Source organism: Solimonas aquatica, assembly GCF_900111015.1.
GTDB classification, from domain to species: domain Bacteria; phylum Pseudomonadota; class Gammaproteobacteria; order Nevskiales; family Nevskiaceae; genus Solimonas; species Solimonas aquatica.
In genome coordinates this window covers 1-14,286 of record NZ_FOFS01000004.1, presented here as the reverse complement: position 1 = coordinate 14,286, position 14,286 = coordinate 1, and the positions used below count along the sequence as shown (strand labels likewise).

Annotated in this window: 14 protein-coding genes; 10 read left to right on the top strand and 4 right to left on the bottom strand. The window is 66.2% G+C overall.

All coding sequences use genetic code 11. The features are described 5' to 3' along the window. Positions 1 to 3: 3 nt before the first annotated feature. The 4 genes from BMY12_RS05740 to murI are packed head-to-tail and all read left to right on the top strand — an operon-like array spanning position 4 to position 4,607. The gene (locus BMY12_RS05740; RefSeq protein WP_093283287.1) at positions 4 to 1,125 is read left to right on the top strand and encodes a beta-ketoacyl-ACP synthase III; all 1,122 of its coding nucleotides are present in this window, start codon (positions 4 to 6) and stop codon (positions 1,123 to 1,125) included. 25 nt (positions 1,126 to 1,150) lie between these two features. Further along, positions 1,151 to 3,019 (top strand): signal peptide peptidase SppA, encoded by a 1,869-nt coding sequence (gene sppA / locus BMY12_RS05735; RefSeq protein WP_093283284.1) that lies wholly within the window; start codon positions 1,151 to 1,153, stop codon positions 3,017 to 3,019. Between the two features lie 20 nt (positions 3,020 to 3,039). Next, positions 3,040 to 3,846: an alpha/beta fold hydrolase gene (locus tag BMY12_RS05730; protein WP_177188863.1), complete on the top strand. Its 807-nt coding sequence runs from the start codon at positions 3,040 to 3,042 to the stop codon at positions 3,844 to 3,846. Beyond that, positions 3,843 to 4,607: a glutamate racemase gene (gene murI, locus BMY12_RS05725; RefSeq protein ID WP_093283279.1), complete on the top strand. Its 765-nt coding sequence runs from the start codon at positions 3,843 to 3,845 to the stop codon at positions 4,605 to 4,607. Before BMY12_RS05730 ends, murI begins: the two co-directional genes overlap by 4 nt. Positions 4,608 to 4,635: 28 nt before the next feature. Here the strand turns inward: murI and nadC are convergent, their stop codons facing one another. From nadC to BMY12_RS05710, 3 genes are all read right to left on the bottom strand, one after another. Then, positions 4,636 to 5,493, bottom strand: a complete 858-nt coding sequence (gene nadC / locus BMY12_RS05720) for a carboxylating nicotinate-nucleotide diphosphorylase (RefSeq protein ID WP_093283276.1) — start codon at positions 5,491 to 5,493, stop codon at positions 4,636 to 4,638. A 14-nt stretch (positions 5,494 to 5,507) separates the two neighbouring features. Continuing rightward, complete coding sequence (gene argF, locus BMY12_RS05715; RefSeq protein WP_093283274.1) at positions 5,508 to 6,410, bottom strand: ornithine carbamoyltransferase; 903 nt, start codon at positions 6,408 to 6,410, stop codon at positions 5,508 to 5,510. Between the two features lie 100 nt (positions 6,411 to 6,510). Then, a complete protein-coding gene (locus BMY12_RS05710) occupies positions 6,511 to 7,086 on the bottom strand; it encodes a superoxide dismutase (protein WP_093283845.1) in 576 nt (191 codons plus the stop codon). Positions 7,087 to 7,331: 245 nt separating this feature from the next. On the opposite strand from BMY12_RS05710, the gene grxD reads away from it, so the two are divergent. Further along, positions 7,332 to 7,658: a Grx4 family monothiol glutaredoxin gene (grxD, locus tag BMY12_RS05705; RefSeq protein ID WP_093283271.1), complete on the top strand. Its 327-nt coding sequence runs from the start codon at positions 7,332 to 7,334 to the stop codon at positions 7,656 to 7,658. A gap of 66 nt (positions 7,659 to 7,724) precedes the next feature. Here grxD and BMY12_RS05700 read toward each other — a convergent pair whose 3' ends face one another. Next, positions 7,725 to 8,270 (bottom strand): DJ-1 family glyoxalase III, encoded by a 546-nt coding sequence (locus tag BMY12_RS05700; protein WP_093283269.1) that lies wholly within the window; start codon positions 8,268 to 8,270, stop codon positions 7,725 to 7,727. A gap of 139 nt (positions 8,271 to 8,409) precedes the next feature. Between BMY12_RS05700 and BMY12_RS05695 the strand changes: the two genes are divergently transcribed. The 5 genes from BMY12_RS05695 to nadA all read left to right on the top strand — a co-directional run bounded on the left by BMY12_RS05695 (position 8,410) and on the right by nadA (position 14,049). After that, positions 8,410 to 9,180 (top strand): competence/damage-inducible protein A, encoded by a 771-nt coding sequence (locus BMY12_RS05695; RefSeq protein WP_093283266.1) that lies wholly within the window; start codon positions 8,410 to 8,412, stop codon positions 9,178 to 9,180. A 375-nt stretch (positions 9,181 to 9,555) separates the two neighbouring features. Continuing rightward, positions 9,556 to 10,542 (top strand): sensor histidine kinase, encoded by a 987-nt coding sequence (locus tag BMY12_RS05685; protein ID WP_093283263.1) that lies wholly within the window; start codon positions 9,556 to 9,558, stop codon positions 10,540 to 10,542. Between the two features lie 56 nt (positions 10,543 to 10,598). Next, positions 10,599 to 10,994 carry an FmdB family zinc ribbon protein gene (locus tag BMY12_RS05680; RefSeq protein ID WP_093283261.1) on the top strand — a complete coding sequence of 132 codons (396 nt, stop codon included), beginning with the start codon at positions 10,599 to 10,601 and terminating at the stop codon, positions 10,992 to 10,994. A gap of 111 nt (positions 10,995 to 11,105) precedes the next feature. Continuing rightward, complete coding sequence (aspS, locus tag BMY12_RS05675; protein ID WP_093283842.1) at positions 11,106 to 12,896, top strand: aspartate--tRNA ligase; 1,791 nt, start codon at positions 11,106 to 11,108, stop codon at positions 12,894 to 12,896. Between the two features lie 55 nt (positions 12,897 to 12,951). Further along, on the top strand, positions 12,952 to 14,049 hold the full coding sequence (nadA, locus tag BMY12_RS05670; RefSeq protein ID WP_093283259.1) for a quinolinate synthase NadA: 1,098 nt from the start codon (positions 12,952 to 12,954) through the stop codon (positions 14,047 to 14,049). The last annotated feature ends 237 nt before the right edge of the window (positions 14,050 to 14,286 follow it).

Genomic DNA, 14,286 nt, shown 5'->3' with positions numbered 1-14,286 from the left:
TTCATGAAAACCGCTGCTATCACCGGAACCGGATTGTTCACACCTGCACAGTCGATCAGCAATGACGAGCTGGTGGCCTGCTACAACGCTTACGCCGAGCGCCAGAACCAGCAACAGGCCGAGGCCATCGCCGCCGGCCAGGCCGAGGCGCTGCCGATGTCCAGCAGCGAATTCATCGTCAAGGCTTCCGGCATCAAGGCGCGCTACGTGGTGGACAAGAGCGGCGTGCTGGATATCGACATCATGCGTCCGCGCATCGAGCTGCGCGGCAACGACCGGCCCAGCCTGCTGGCCGAGATGGGCGCCGAGGCGGCGCGTCAGGCTCTGGCGCGCGCCGGGCGCAAGCCCGAAGACGTGGATCTGGTGATCGTGGCCTGCTCGAACCTGCAGCGCGCCTATCCGGCCATCGCCGTGGAAGTGCAGAGCCTGCTGGGCTGTCCGGGCTATGCCTATGACATGAACGTGGCCTGCGCCTCCGCGGCTTTCGGCGTGCAGGCCGCCGTCAACGCCGTGCGCCAGGGCGATGCCCGCGCGGCGCTGGTGGTCAATCCCGAAATCTGCAGCGGCCATCTGAACTGGCGCAACCGCGACTGTCATTTCATCTTCGGCGATGCCGCCACCGCGATGCTGATCGAGCCGCTGGACAGCGCGGTGTCGACGCTGCGCTTCGAAGTGCTGGGCACGCGCCTTGCAACGCAGTTCTCCAACAATATCCGCAACAATTTCGGCTTCCTCAACGACTGCGAGCAGCCGCGCCGCAGCTGGGACGATGTGCTGTTCCGCCAGGAAGGCCGCAAGGTGTTCAAGGAAGTGGTGCCGATGGTGGCGGAGCTGCTGCTGGGGCATATCGCCGAGCTGGGGCTGAAGCCGGCCGATGTGCGCCGCTTCTTCCTGCACCAGGCCAATCTGGGCATGAACGAGTTGATTGCGCGCAAGGTGCTGGGCCGCGATCCTTCGCGCGAGGAAGCGCCGGTGATTCTCGACGAATATGCCAACACCAGCTCGGCCGGTTCAGTGATTGCGATGCACAAGTACCACGCCGATCTGAAGGCCGGTGATGTCGCGGTGCTCTGCGGTTTCGGTGCCGGCTATTCCGCCGGCTCGGTGATTTTCCGGCGCCACTGAGAAGTGAGGCCGACGGACCTGATCGATGACTGACAAACCCTCGCGTTCCCTGCTGGGCCGGCTGTTCGACTTCGTCTGGATGCTGGTGGCCGGCCTGCTCAAGCTGGTGACCATCTTTCTGGTGGTGCTGGTGCTGGCGGTGCTGTGGTTCGGCTTGCACGGCTCGCATGGCGTGCACATCGCCGACAACACGCCACTGGTGCTCGCGCCCAGCGGCACGCTGGTGGAGCAGATCGATCAGGACGACAGCCGTCATCTGCTGGAGAGCCTGAGCGGCGAGCCGCCCTCGCAGTCCTCGCTGCGCGATCTGACCGACGCGCTGGAACAGGCCAAGGACGACAAGCGCATTCCCTTCGTGGTGCTCAAGCTCGATGAGCTGAGCGACGCCGGCCTGCCGCAGCTGCAGGAGCTGAGCGCAGCGATGCACGACTTCCAGTCCTCCGGCAAGAAGATCATCGCCTGGGGGCCGTCCTACGATCAGGCCGCGTACTACGCTGCGGCCCACGCCGACGAGGTGGTGCTCGATCCCATGGGCAGCGTCGATCTGGAAGGCTTCAGCAGCTACAGCAACTATTTCAAGGACGCGCTCGACAAGCTGGGTGTGGAAGTGCACGTGTTCCGCGTCGGCGAGTACAAGTCGGCGGTGGAGCCGTTCACGCGCAATGACATGTCGCCGGAAGCGCGGCAGGCCAGCCGCGAATGGCTGGGCGATCTCTGGCAGGTCTACGGCGCCGGCGTGGCGCAGGCGCGCAAGCTGCCGGCCGGGGCCGTCCCGCAATACGTGGCGCGTCTGGCCGATGGTCTGGAAGCCGCCGGTGGCGACGGCGCCGCCTATGCCAAGCAGAGCGGACTGGTGAGCAGCGTCGAAACGCTGCGGCAGTTCCGCAAGCGCATGGCCGCGCAGGTGGGTTTCGATGACGATCTGGGCAGCTTCAAGCAGATCCACTACCTGGATTATCTCGACGCCGTGGACCGCGAGCGCGGCAGCAGCAGTGACAAGAACAAGATCGGCGTGGTGACCGTGGAGGGCGAGATCGTCGACGGCAAGGGCGAGATCGGTCAGGCCGGCGGCGAAACCATCGCCGATCTGCTCGATCAGGCGCGTCGCGACGAGCAGATCAGTGCGGTGGTGCTGCGTGTCAATTCGCCGGGCGGCAGCGTCTGGGCTTCCGAGCAGATCCGCCGCGCGGTGGATGCGCTCAAGGAGGACGGCAAGCCGGTGGTGGCCTCGATGTCCACGCTGGCGGCCAGCGGCGGTTACTGGATATCGATGGACGCCGACCGCATCTTCGCGCACGACGCCACCATCACCGGCTCCATCGGCATCTTCGGCATGCTGCCCACCATCGACCGCGCGCTGGGCAAGTTCGGTGTGCACACCGATGGGGTCGGCACCACGCCGCTGGCCGGCACGCTGCGCATCGACCGGCCGCTGAGCGAGGAGCTGGGGCGCATCATGCAGGCGCAGATCAACAAGGGTTATCGCGATTTCATCGGCGGCGTGGCCAAGGCGCGCAAGCTGGAAGTGGAGAAGGTCAACCAGATTGCGCGCGGCCGGGTGTGGAGTGGGGAGGCGGCGCTCAAGCTGGGTCTGGTCGATGAGCTCGGCGGACTCAAGCAGGCGGCGGACGCCGCGGCCAAGCAGGCCGGTTTCGAGCCGGGTGATTACGAGCTGGAAGCCATCGAGCCCGCGCACGAGTTTGCCCTGCATCTGCTGTCGCGGTTCTCCGGCGAGACCCGCGCCATGCTGTTGCCGGCGGCGATGCGCGGCTGGCTGCAGGGTTTCCTGCAGCAGGCGGATGTGCAGCAGTATCTGGCGGCCTACAACGATCCGCGCGGCATGTATGCGCGCTGCTTCTGCGCGCCGAGCCAGGGCGCCCGTCGCCCGCACTGAATCGACTGCGAAGCCGACGCGTGCCGATACTGTCGATTGACGATTTTTCGCTGCACTACGTGGAGGCGGGCAGCGGCCCGCCGCTGCTGATCGTGCATGGCCTGGGCGGCAGCTGGCAGGACTGGGAAGCGCAGATCGCGCATCTGTCGCAGCGCTACCGCGTGATTGCGCCGGACCTGCGTGGCTTCGGCGCCAGCACGCGCGGCTGGCGGCTGGGCGGCATTGCGCGTCTGGCCGCCGATCTGCGGGCGCTGCTGCAGGCGCTGCAGATCGAACAGTTCGTGCTGATCGGACATTCCATGGGCGGCGCGGTTTCGCTGCAGCTGGCGCTGGAGGAAGGGCCGCGCGTGCAGCGTCTGGTGATCGCCAACAGCGTGCCGAGCTTCCGGCCCGAGACCCTGCGCCACTACGCCGAATTCGTTTATCGCTGGCTGGCCATGGGCCTGCTGGGCCCGGCGCGGCTGGCGCGCATCAGCGCCGCGCGCACCTATCCGCGTCCGGAGCAGGCCGCGCTGCGCGCCCAGAGCATCGCGCGTGGTGCGCGCAACCGCCGCTTCAGCTATCTCTCGGCACTGGCCGCGCTGGGCCGCTGGTCGGTGCAGTCGCGTCTGCACGAGCTCGAGCTGCCGGTGCTGCTGCTGGGCTCCGAACACGATTACTTCACGCGCGAGGAGACGCTGCGTTTCGCGCAGGCCCTGCCGCAGGCGCAGCTGCACATCGTGCCCGAGGCGCATCACAGCCTGCCCAGCGAGTATCCGCAGCTGGTCAATGATTATCTCGACCGCTTCCTGGCCGGCGCCGAGCAGCGCGAGGCGGCGCAGGCGTGAGTCGCGATCCGCTCGGGGTGTTCGACTCCGGCGTCGGCGGGCTCTCGGTGCTGCGCGAGATCCGCAAGCTGTTGCCGGCCGAAAGCCTGATCTATTACGCCGACAGCGCGCACTGTCCCTACGGCGGCAAGAGCAGCGCGCAGATCCGTGAACGCGCCTGTGCCATCACCGAACAGCTGCTGGCGCGCGGTGCCAAGCTGATCGTGGTGGCCTGCAACACCGCCACCATCGCCGCGGTGGAGCATCTGCGCGCGACCTATCCGATCAGCTTCGTGGGCATCGAGCCGGCGATCAAGCCGGCCGTGGCGCAGACGCGCAGCGGCTATGTCGGCGTGCTGGCCACGGGTGCGGCGCTGGCGGGCGAGAAGTTTCTGCGTCTGACTGCGCAGCACGGCCAGAACGTGCAGGTGATCACCCAGCCCTGTCCGGGGCTGGTGGAATTCGTCGAGCGCGGCGAGCTGGACAGCCCGGCGCTGCGCAGCCTGCTGTGGCGCTACATCGAACCGCTGCTGAAACTGCGCGTGGACACCCTGGTGCTGGGCTGCACGCATTACCCCTTCCTGCGCCCCGTGATCCGCGAGCTGGTGGGCCGGCACGTGGCGATCCTCGACACCGGCGAGGCCGTGGCGCGGCAGACCCAGCGCGTGCTGGAACGCGAGAACCTGCTGGCGCCGGCCGATGCGGCGGGCGGCTTCGAATGGCTCAGCAGCGGCGATGCCGCGCAGGTGGCACCGGTGATCGCGCGCCTGCTGGGCGCGTGATTCTTGAACGTTTCCTCAGACGCAGCGCTCATTCGACAAAGCGCATGGACAGATCCACCGCGCGCACGTGCTTGGTGATGGCGCCGATGGCGATGCGGTCCACGCCGCATTCGGCATAGCCGCGCACGGTTTCCAGGGTCGCGCCGCCGGAGTATTCGATCACGGTGCGGCCGCCGCCGGCGCGATGCGCGCGGGTCAGGCGCACGGCCTCGCGCAGCGTGGGGTGGTCGAAGTCATCGACCAGCAGCAGATCGACATCGGCCTCCAGGGCCGCGCGCACCTGATCCAGATCCTCGGCCTCGGTCATCAACGGCACGCCGGCATTCAGGGCGCGGGCGGCGGCAATCGCGGCGCGGATGCCGCCGGCCGCCGCGACATGATTTTCCTTGATCAGGATGCCGTCGTAGAGGCCGATGCGATGATTCACGCCGCCGCCGCAGAGCACCGCGTACTTCTGGGCATTGCGCAGACCCGGCAGGGTCTTGCGGGTGTCGACGATGGCGCAGCCGGTGCCGGCCACCGCGTCCACGTAGCGACGCACGCTGGTCGCGGTGCCGGACAGGGTCTGCAGGAAATTCAGCGCCGGTCGCTCGCCGGTGAGCAGGGAGCGCGCCGGGCCTTCGAGCGTGTACAGCACCTGATCGGGCTGCACGCTGTCACCTTCGGCGACCTGCCAGTGCAGCTGCACGCGCGCATCGAGCTGGCGGAACACCGCGTCCACCCAGGGCCTGCCGGCAATCACTGCCGCCTCCCGGCTGATCACCCGCGCGCGGCCGCGTTCCGGTTCGGCCACCAGACGCGCCGTGACATCGCCGCTGCCGACATCCTCGGCCAGCGCCTGTGCGACGCAGCTTTCCAGATCCTTCACATAGGCAGGCAGTTTCATGTCGCGCTCTGGCCTCAGGGCTGCTGGCCCCACAGGAATTCCAGCAGTGCCAGCTGCGCCCACATGCGGTTCTCGGCTTCGTCGTAGATCACCGACTGCGGGCCGTCGATCACCTCGGCACTGACTTCCTCGCCGCGATGCGCGGGCAGGCAGTGCAGGAAAATCGCATCGGCCTTGGCGCGCGCCATCAGCGCGGCATCGACCTGAAAGCCGGCGAAGTCCCTGAGGCGCTTCTGCTGCTCGGCTTCCTGGCCCATGCTGGTCCAGGTGTCGGTGACGATCAGATCGGCGCCGCTGGCGGCTTCTGCGGCGCTGGCGCTGAGCTGCACCGCGCTGCCGGCCTGCGCCACCAGCTGTGCGTCGGCCTCGTAGCCCTTGGGCGTGGCGATGCGCAAGGTGAAGCCGAACAGCTGCGCGGCCTCGATGAAGGAATGGCAGACGTTGTTGCCGTCGCCGATCCAGGCTGCGATCTTGCCGCGCGGGTCGCCGCGATGCTCGAACCAGGTCTGCAGATCGGCCAGCAGCTGGCAGGGATGGTGCAGATCGGACAGGCCGTTGATCACCGGCACCCGCGAATAACGGGCGAGTTCTTCCTGATCGCGCTGCGAGTCATTGCGGATCATGATCGCGTGGCACATGCGGGACAGCACCTGCGCGGTATCCGACAAGGGCTCGTCACGGCCCAGCTGTGTGGCGCCGGCGCTCAAAAACAGTGCATGACCGCCGAAGCGCGCCATGCCCGACTCGAAGCTCACGCGGGTGCGCGTGGAGTTCTTGGTGAAGATCATCGCCAGGGTCTTGCCGATGAAGGGACGGTGCTGTGCGTCCGGCAGACCTTTGAGAACGGTGGCGCGCTGCACGATGGCCCGTGCCTCGGCGGGCGAAAGATCGGACAGTCGCAGGAAGTGGCGGATCATTGCAGTTCTCGCATCCCCAGTGCTTCGGAATAATGGACCGTCAAAAACGACGAGGGCCGCGCTAGGCGCGGCCCTCGTGCGGCAACGGCTGGGCTTTATTTTAGCCGAGATTGCTTTCCGCGAACTCCCAGTTCACCAGTGCCCAGAAGTGTTCCAGGTAGGTGGGACGGGCGTTGCGATAATCCACGTAATAGGCGTGCTCCCAGACGTCGCAGGTCAGCAGCGGCTTCTGGTTGGTGGTCAGCGGCGTGGCGGCATTGCTGGTGCTGGTGATCGCCAGGCTGCCGTCGGGGTTCTGCACCAGCCAGGCCCAGCCGGAGCCGAAGGTGCCGATCGCCACCTCGGTGAACTGCTTCTTGAACTCCTCGACGCTGCCGAAGGACTTCTGCAGCGCGGCGCTGAGCTTGGCGCCCGGTGCCTTCTGGTTCGGCGTCAGGCTGTTCCAGAAGAAATTGTGGTTCCAGACCTGGGCGGCGTTGTTGAAGATCTTGCCGGAAGACTTCTTGACGATGTCTTCCAGGGTCAGGTTCTCGAATTCGGTGCCGGCGATCAGCTTGTTGCCGTTGTCGACATAAGCCTTGTGATGCTTGCCGTAGTGATAGTCGAGCGTTTCGGCCGACATGTGCGGGGCGAGGGCGTCGCGGGCAAAAGGCAGCGGGGGGTGAATCAGGGCCATGGGGTTTTCCTCTTCGGGCTGGTGGCGCACGCGTGCGGCGGCGCGAGTACTGGCAGATGACGGGGGCAGAATAGGCGACGCAATCCTTGAATTCAACTGAGAAGCCTTCTCGCCCAGCGCCGGTGATGGAGCTTGCAAGCGCGGTGCCCGGGAACTCGGCATCGATGTTGCAGAACTGTCAAAACCGGGCGCGGTCTGTACGGGTATAATCCCGCCGCTACCGTTGCGCCGTTACGGAGAAAGTCATGGAAGTTCTGGAACGCATCAAGAAGCAGGTCACCGAAAACCCCGTTGTCCTTTATATGAAGGGCACGCCGGATTTTCCGCAGTGCGGATTTTCCTCGCGCGCGGTGCAGGCGCTGAAGTCCTGCGACGTACCCTTTGCCTATGTGAACATCTTTGAGGACGAAGAGGTTTACCGTGCGCTGCCGAAGTTCGCCAACTGGCCCACCTTCCCGCAGCTGTACGTGAAGGGCGAGCTGGTCGGTGGCTGCGATATCACCCTGGATCTGTTCCAGTCCGGCGAGCTGAAGAAGATGCTGGACGAGGCCATCGGCAAGAAAGCGGCCTGAAGTCTTCCCGAGCAAAAAAAAGCGCCCCGCGGGGCGCTTTTTTATTGGGCTGGCGTCCGCGCCGGCTCAGGGGCTGGCCAGCATCGCGCTGGCGACCTTGCGCTGCACTTCCTCGCCGGCCAGCTGCGTCAGCCATTCCAGGCCGAAGGCGATGGCGGTGGCCGGGCCCTGGCTGGTGATGCAATGGCCATCCACCACCACCGGCTGGTCCACCCAGTGCAGCAGCTGTTCGCGAAACGACGGATAGCAGGTGGCCTTCTTGCCGTCGAGCAGGCCGTGCGGGGCCAGCACCAGGGCGGGCGCCGCGCAGATGCCGCCGAACCAGCGATGCGCGAGGCGCTGCTGCTTCAGGCGTTCCACCAGCGGTGCATGCGCGGCCAGGGCGCGAGCCCCGGACTCGCCACCGGGCAGCACGATGGCGGTGAACTCGCGACCGTCGAGATCGGCATAGCGCGCATCGGCCAGCAGGCGGATGCCGCGGGTGGCCTGAATCTCCAGGCTGGCGCCGATGCTGGCCACGCAGACCTGCAGCTCGGCGCGGCGCAGCACATTGACCAGCGCTACGGTTTCCAGCGATTCGCTGCCATCGGCAACCGGAATCAGAACCGTCATCGTCCGTTCTCCTTGATCATTGTTATGAGGTCTTCGAGCCCAGCATAACGGGCGTAAAATCCCCAGCACAAATTCCGGTGAGGCCGCGATGTCCTGAGGATGCCGGATTGTCCGTCCAATTTGCTTGAGGAATGGCGTCATGGCCCTTGGCCTGTTCGTGATCGGTGATGAAATCCTGAGCGGCAAGCGGCAGGACAAACACTTCGCCAAGGTGCTGGAACTGCTGCGCGCGCGCGGCATGGAGCTGGGTTTTGCGCAATTCATCGGTGACGACGAGCAGGCCATCGCCGAGGCGATCGCGGCCGTGCATGCGCGTGGTGATGTGCTGCTGTCCTGCGGCGGCATTGGTGCCACGCCGGATGACTGCACGCGCCAGGCGGCGGCGCGCGCCTATGGCCTGCCGCTGACGCGGCATCCCGAGGCCGAGGCGCTGATCGTGGCGCAGTACGGTGACGCGGCCTGGCCCAATCGCGTGCTGATGGCGGACTTCCCGCGTGAGGCCGGGCTGATTCCCAACCCGGTCAACCGTGTTGCCGGTTTTTATGTGGGGCGCAGCTATTTCGTGCCCGGCTTTCCGGAAATGGCCTGGCCGATGCTGGAATGGGTGCTGGACACGCAGCTGGCCCACCTGCATCGCGCCGAGCCGGATGTGGAATTTCGTCTGCGGGTGGTCGGCAGCTCGGGCGAGGGCGATCTGCTGCCGCTGATGCAGGCCACACTGGCGCGGCATCCGGGCATCCGACTGTCCAGCCTGCCTTCACGCGGCGGGCCGGGCCTGCCGCGGCACATCGAGTTCGGCTTCAAGGGCGAGTGCGCACAGGCCGGTGCCGCCTATGGTTACTTCCTGGCGGGTCTGCAGGCCTTGCCGGGTCTGCGCATTGAGAACTTGTTCGCGCCTGAGCAGCTTTAGGGCCTGTTAGCCATCCCTTTGCCCGCTGCGACGGCGGCTGTTTTGGCGCAGGGCAAGGCGGCAGACGCGCCGCTTGGTGATTCCAAGCCAGCGGCTGCCAACGCCGCGCTGCGCCAAAACCGCCCCGTCCCTTCGGGTTGCGCCAGAAATCGCGCCATGCGGCGTTGCGAAACTTGGCCTTGGCACCAACCAAGGCCTGCGTTTCGCGCCTTGCCTGGCGCGATTTCTGGCAGCAACGCAGCGGGCAAAGGGATGGTTAACAGGGCCTGATCGCCAAGCGGCAGCTTTGCGCCGGTGAACGGAGCGCGGGGCGGGGGTTTGGCCTCGCTAGACTGCGGTACTGGGATCACCGGATGGCCAGGGGGCTGCCGCAAAATGGATCACGCCGCACAGTTCATCGGCGGCCTCCTCTGTGGGGGCGTGGGTGTGGCTGTGCTCGCGCTGGGCATCTATTTCGGTCGCTGCCGTGCGCGGGTGCGGCGCCAACGCGAACATCTGCGTGCCGAGCAGAACGAGGCCGCCGGTCTGCGCGGCGAGCTGTTGCGCCACGCGGTGCGCGAGCATGCCCTGCAAAAGGAGTTGGAGCGCCTGAGCGCCGCCGCCGGCGACTTCGAGTGCTTCGTCGGCCGTGTCGCGGAGGCCCTGCATACGCCGATGCAGAACGCCAGCGGCTTCGCGCAGCTGCTGTCCGCCCAGTACGGCACGCAGCTGCCGGTGCCCGCCGGGGAATACCTTCACTACCTGCAGCAGAGTGTCGGCCAGCTGGCGCAGCTGCTGGACGCGATGCTCAAGCTCAGCGCCGCGGGGCAGCGGGATGCGCGCTTCGTGGCGGTGCGCCTGCAGCAGGTCTGGGAGCTGGTGGAGCAGCGGCATGCCCTGCGCATCGCCGCCATGCAGGCCGAAATACGGGTGGCATCCCTGCCGGAGATCGAAGGCGATCCGCAGCTGCTGGAGGAGCTTTTCGAGCGACTGCTGGACAATGCCCTGAAGTTCCAGCCGCCGGGTCAGCGGCCGCGCATTCACATGACGGCGCGGCGGCGGGGCGACGACTGGCATATGGTGCTCACCGACAACGGTCTGGGCATTCCGCGCCAGCGCCTGGCGACGGTGTTTCTGCCGCTGCAGCGGCTCCACGAGCAGCAGGAATTTCCGGGCGATGGCCTGGGCCTGGCGATCTGCCGCAAGATCATGCAGCGCCACCGCGGCCAGATCTGGGCGGAGCCGCACGAGGGCGGGGCGCAGATCCACCTGATTCTGCCCCACGCGCAGAGCGCGAACGCCGGCGGTTTTGCGCTGCCTGTGGTGCAGCAGATGGATGCGCAGTTGACGCTGCCCTCTGGACCCTCCGCCAAGTCCCCTTGAAAATAGCAGGGTCGCCCTCATACGCGGGGCATCGTTTTGCAAAGACGCTCTCGACCATGCCGCTTTACGAATATCACTGCAATGCCTGTGGCGCCGACCTGGAAATCCTGCACGGTGTTTCGGAGGCGCCGCCGAAGAAGTGCCCCGAGTGCGGCAAGCTGAAGCTGGTCAAGCACGTGTCCGCCGCCGGGTTCCGCCTGGGCGGCGCCGGCTGGTACGAGACCGATTTCAAGTCTGACAAGGACAAGAAAAAGAATCTGGTCGGCGACAAGGCCGAGGCCGCGCCGGCCTGCGCGCCCGGCGGCTGTGAAAAGCCCGGCTGCGCGGCTGCGGCGGAGAGCCAGGCGGCCAAGCCGGCGAGCAGTGCCAAGTCCGGCGCCAAGGCCGCTGCCAAGCCGGCCGCCAAGGCCAGCAAGCCGGCCAAGCCCGCCAAGAAGAACAAGGCGGCGTAAAACCGCCGCGGCATCCGCTGCGCGTGGTCGGGTGAGAGCGGCGCGGTTACACTACGCGCCCTTTTTCAGCCAGCAGTGGCCGGGTTCGCCGGCCGCTCCGAAACCGACACGATGCGCACTCATTACTGCGGCCAGGTCAGCGAAGCGCTGACCGGCCAGACCATTACCGTCTGCGGCTGGGTTCACCGTCGCCGTGATCACGGCGGCGTGATTTTCATCGACCTGCGCGACCGCGAAGGTCTGCTGCAGTGCGTGTTCGACCCTGACACCGCCGAAGCCTTCGCCACCGCCGACCGCCTGCGTTCGGAATACGTGGTGCGCATCGTCGGCCGCGTGCGGCCGCGTCCGGCCGGCACCGAGAATGCCGGTCTGGCCAGCGGCAAGGTGGAACTGCTGGGCAAGGAAGTCGAGCTGCTCAACAAGGCCGACACGCCACCCTTCCATCTCGACGACGAGACGGTGGGCGAGGACACGCGCCTGAAGTATCGCTACATCGATCTGCGCCGGCCGCTGCTGCAGAAGAACCTGCGCCTGCGTCATGAGGTGATCAAGCGCATCCGCAACTTCATGGATGAGCAGGGCTTCATCGATGTCGAAACCCCGATTCTGACCAAGGCCACGCCGGAAGGCGCGCGCGATTATCTGGTGCCCTCGCGCACCCATCCAGGCAAGTTCTTCGCGCTGCCGCAGTCGCCGCAGCTGTTCAAGCAGCTGCTGATGGTCGGCGGCCTGGACCGCTACTACCAGATCGCACGCTGCTTCCGCGACGAAGACCTGCGCGCCGACCGCCAGCCCGAATTCACGCAGCTGGACGTGGAGACCTCGTTCCTCACGCAGGAACAGATCATGGCCCTGATCGAGGGCCTGGTGAAGGATCTGTTCCAGAGCCTGCTGGGCGTGGACCTGGGCACGCTGCCGCACATGAGCTTCGAAGAGGCGATGCGCCGCTACGGTTCCGACAAGCCGGACCTGCGCAACCCGCTGGAGCTGGTGGACGTCAAGGATCTGGTCGCCGATGTCGACTTCAAGGTGTTCTCGGCGCCGGCCAAGGACGAGAAGTGCCGCGTCACCGCGCTGCGCGTGCCGGGCGGCCGCGAGAAGCTCTCGCGCGGCGAGATCGACAAGTGCACCGAGTTCGTGAAGATCTACGGCGCCAAGGGTCTGGCCTACATCGTCGTCAACGACAAGGCCAAGGGCCGCGAGGGCCTGCAGTCGCCGATCGTGAAGAACCTGCACGACGCCGCGCTGGCCGGCATCATCGAGCGCACCGGCGCGCAGGATGGCGATGTGATCTTCTTCGGCGCCGACAAGAGCAAGATCGTCAGCGATGCCCTGGGCGCGCTGCGCCTGAAGCTCGGCAATGATCTGGGCCTCACCGGCGAAGGCTGGCGCGCGCTGTGGGTGGTCGACTGGCCGATGTTCGAGTACGACGAGGACGACAAGCGCTGGGTCTCGCTGCACCATCCCTTCACCGCGCCCAAGCCCTTCGACGCCGCCGCGCTGCGCGCCAACCCGGGTGCGACGCTGTCGCAGGGTTATGACATCGTGCTCAACGGCGTCGAGATCGGTGGTGGCTCGGTGCGTATCCACAGCTCGGAAGTGCAGCAGGCGGTGTTCGATCTGCTGGGCATCGGGCCGGAAGAGCAGCAGAGCAAGTTCGGCTTCCTGCTGGAAGCGCTGTCCTTCGGCGCGCCGCCGCACGGCGGTCTGGCCATCGGCCTGGACCGTCTGGTGATGCTGATGGCGGGCGGCGCCAGCATCCGCGAGGTCATCGCCTTCCCCAAGACGCAGACCGCGCACGATCCGCTCACGCAGGCCCCCAGCGAGGTGGAACCGCGTCAGCTGCGCGAGCTGCACGTGCGCAGCACCGTGGCACCGGCGGCGCCGCCGGCATCAAACTAATATCGGGTAGTCGAAAGCCTCGGCCCTGGTCGAGGCCTTTCGGGAGAGGTGAGTCATGGCAGCTGCACTGAAGATCGACAGCTTCAATCTCATGGATGACGGCGAGTGCGATGCGCGCATCGTCGCTGCCAAGAAGATTCTCGGTTCGCGCCTGAAGATTCTCGGTCACCACTACCAGCGCAACGAGGTGTTCCAGCACGCCGATTTCACCGGCGACTCGCTCAAGCTCTCGCAGCTGGCGGCGACCACGGATGCCGAGTTCATCGTGTTCTGCGGTGTGCATTTCATGGCCGAGGTGGCGGACATCGTCACCAATGGCGAGCGCACCGTGATTCTTCCGGATCTGGCCGCCGGCTGCTCGATGGCCGACATGGCCAATCTGGTGAAGGTGCGCAAGTGCTGGGCGGAACTCTCGGAAATCCTGAATCCCGATGAATGCGTCACGCCGGTCACCTACATCAACTCGGCAGCGGACCTGAAGGCCTTCTGCGGCCAGCACGGCGGCATCGTCTGCACCTCCAGCAATGCGCGTGCGGTGCTGGAGTGGAGTTTCTCGCGGCGCGGGAAGGTGCTGTTCTTCCCCGACCAGCATCTGGGCCGCAACACCGCCTACAAGATGGGCATTGGCCTCGATGAAATGGCGGTCTGGGATTTCACCAGGCCTCTGGGTGGCAACACGCCCGAGCAGCTGCGGCGCGCGAAGATGATTCTCTGGAAGGGCTTCTGCTCCGTGCACCAGATGTTCCAGCCCGCGCACATCGACGCCTTCCGCGCCCGCGTGCCGGGCGGCAAGGTGATCAGCCATCCGGAAAACGCCTTCGAGGTCTGCAACAAGAGCGACTTCGTCGGCAGCACCGAATACATCCTGCGCACCGTGCGTGCCGCGCATCCCGGCGAGCATTTCCTGATCGGCACCGAGCTGAATCTGGTCAACCGTCTGGCTGACGAGATGAAGGACAAGCAGGTGACGGTGGAATTCATGTCGCCGACCGTGTGCATGTGCTCGACCATGTTCCGCACCGACCCGCAGCATCTGGCCTGGACGCTGGACAATCTGGTCGCCGGCCACACCGTCAATCGCATCCGCGTGCCGATGGAAGTGGCCAAGCCGGCGCGAGCGGCGCTGGATCTGATGCTGGAAGTGGTGGACTGAAGAAGCGCCCGCGACCGGGCTTTCGCCTAGCACACATGGCGCTCGCGATGCTGTCTCGTAGATTCGTAGGGCCGGGTTAGGCGCGCAGCGCCGTAACCCGCCAGGGCTTTGCTGTTCTAGGCGAAGTTTGCTACCTGATCTATTGCCTCATTCGTCCGCCCTTCGGCGGACGACTCACTTCTCTTTGCTTGTGCAAAGAGAAGTAAGCAAGAGAAAGCACACCCCGGCTCTGGCGCC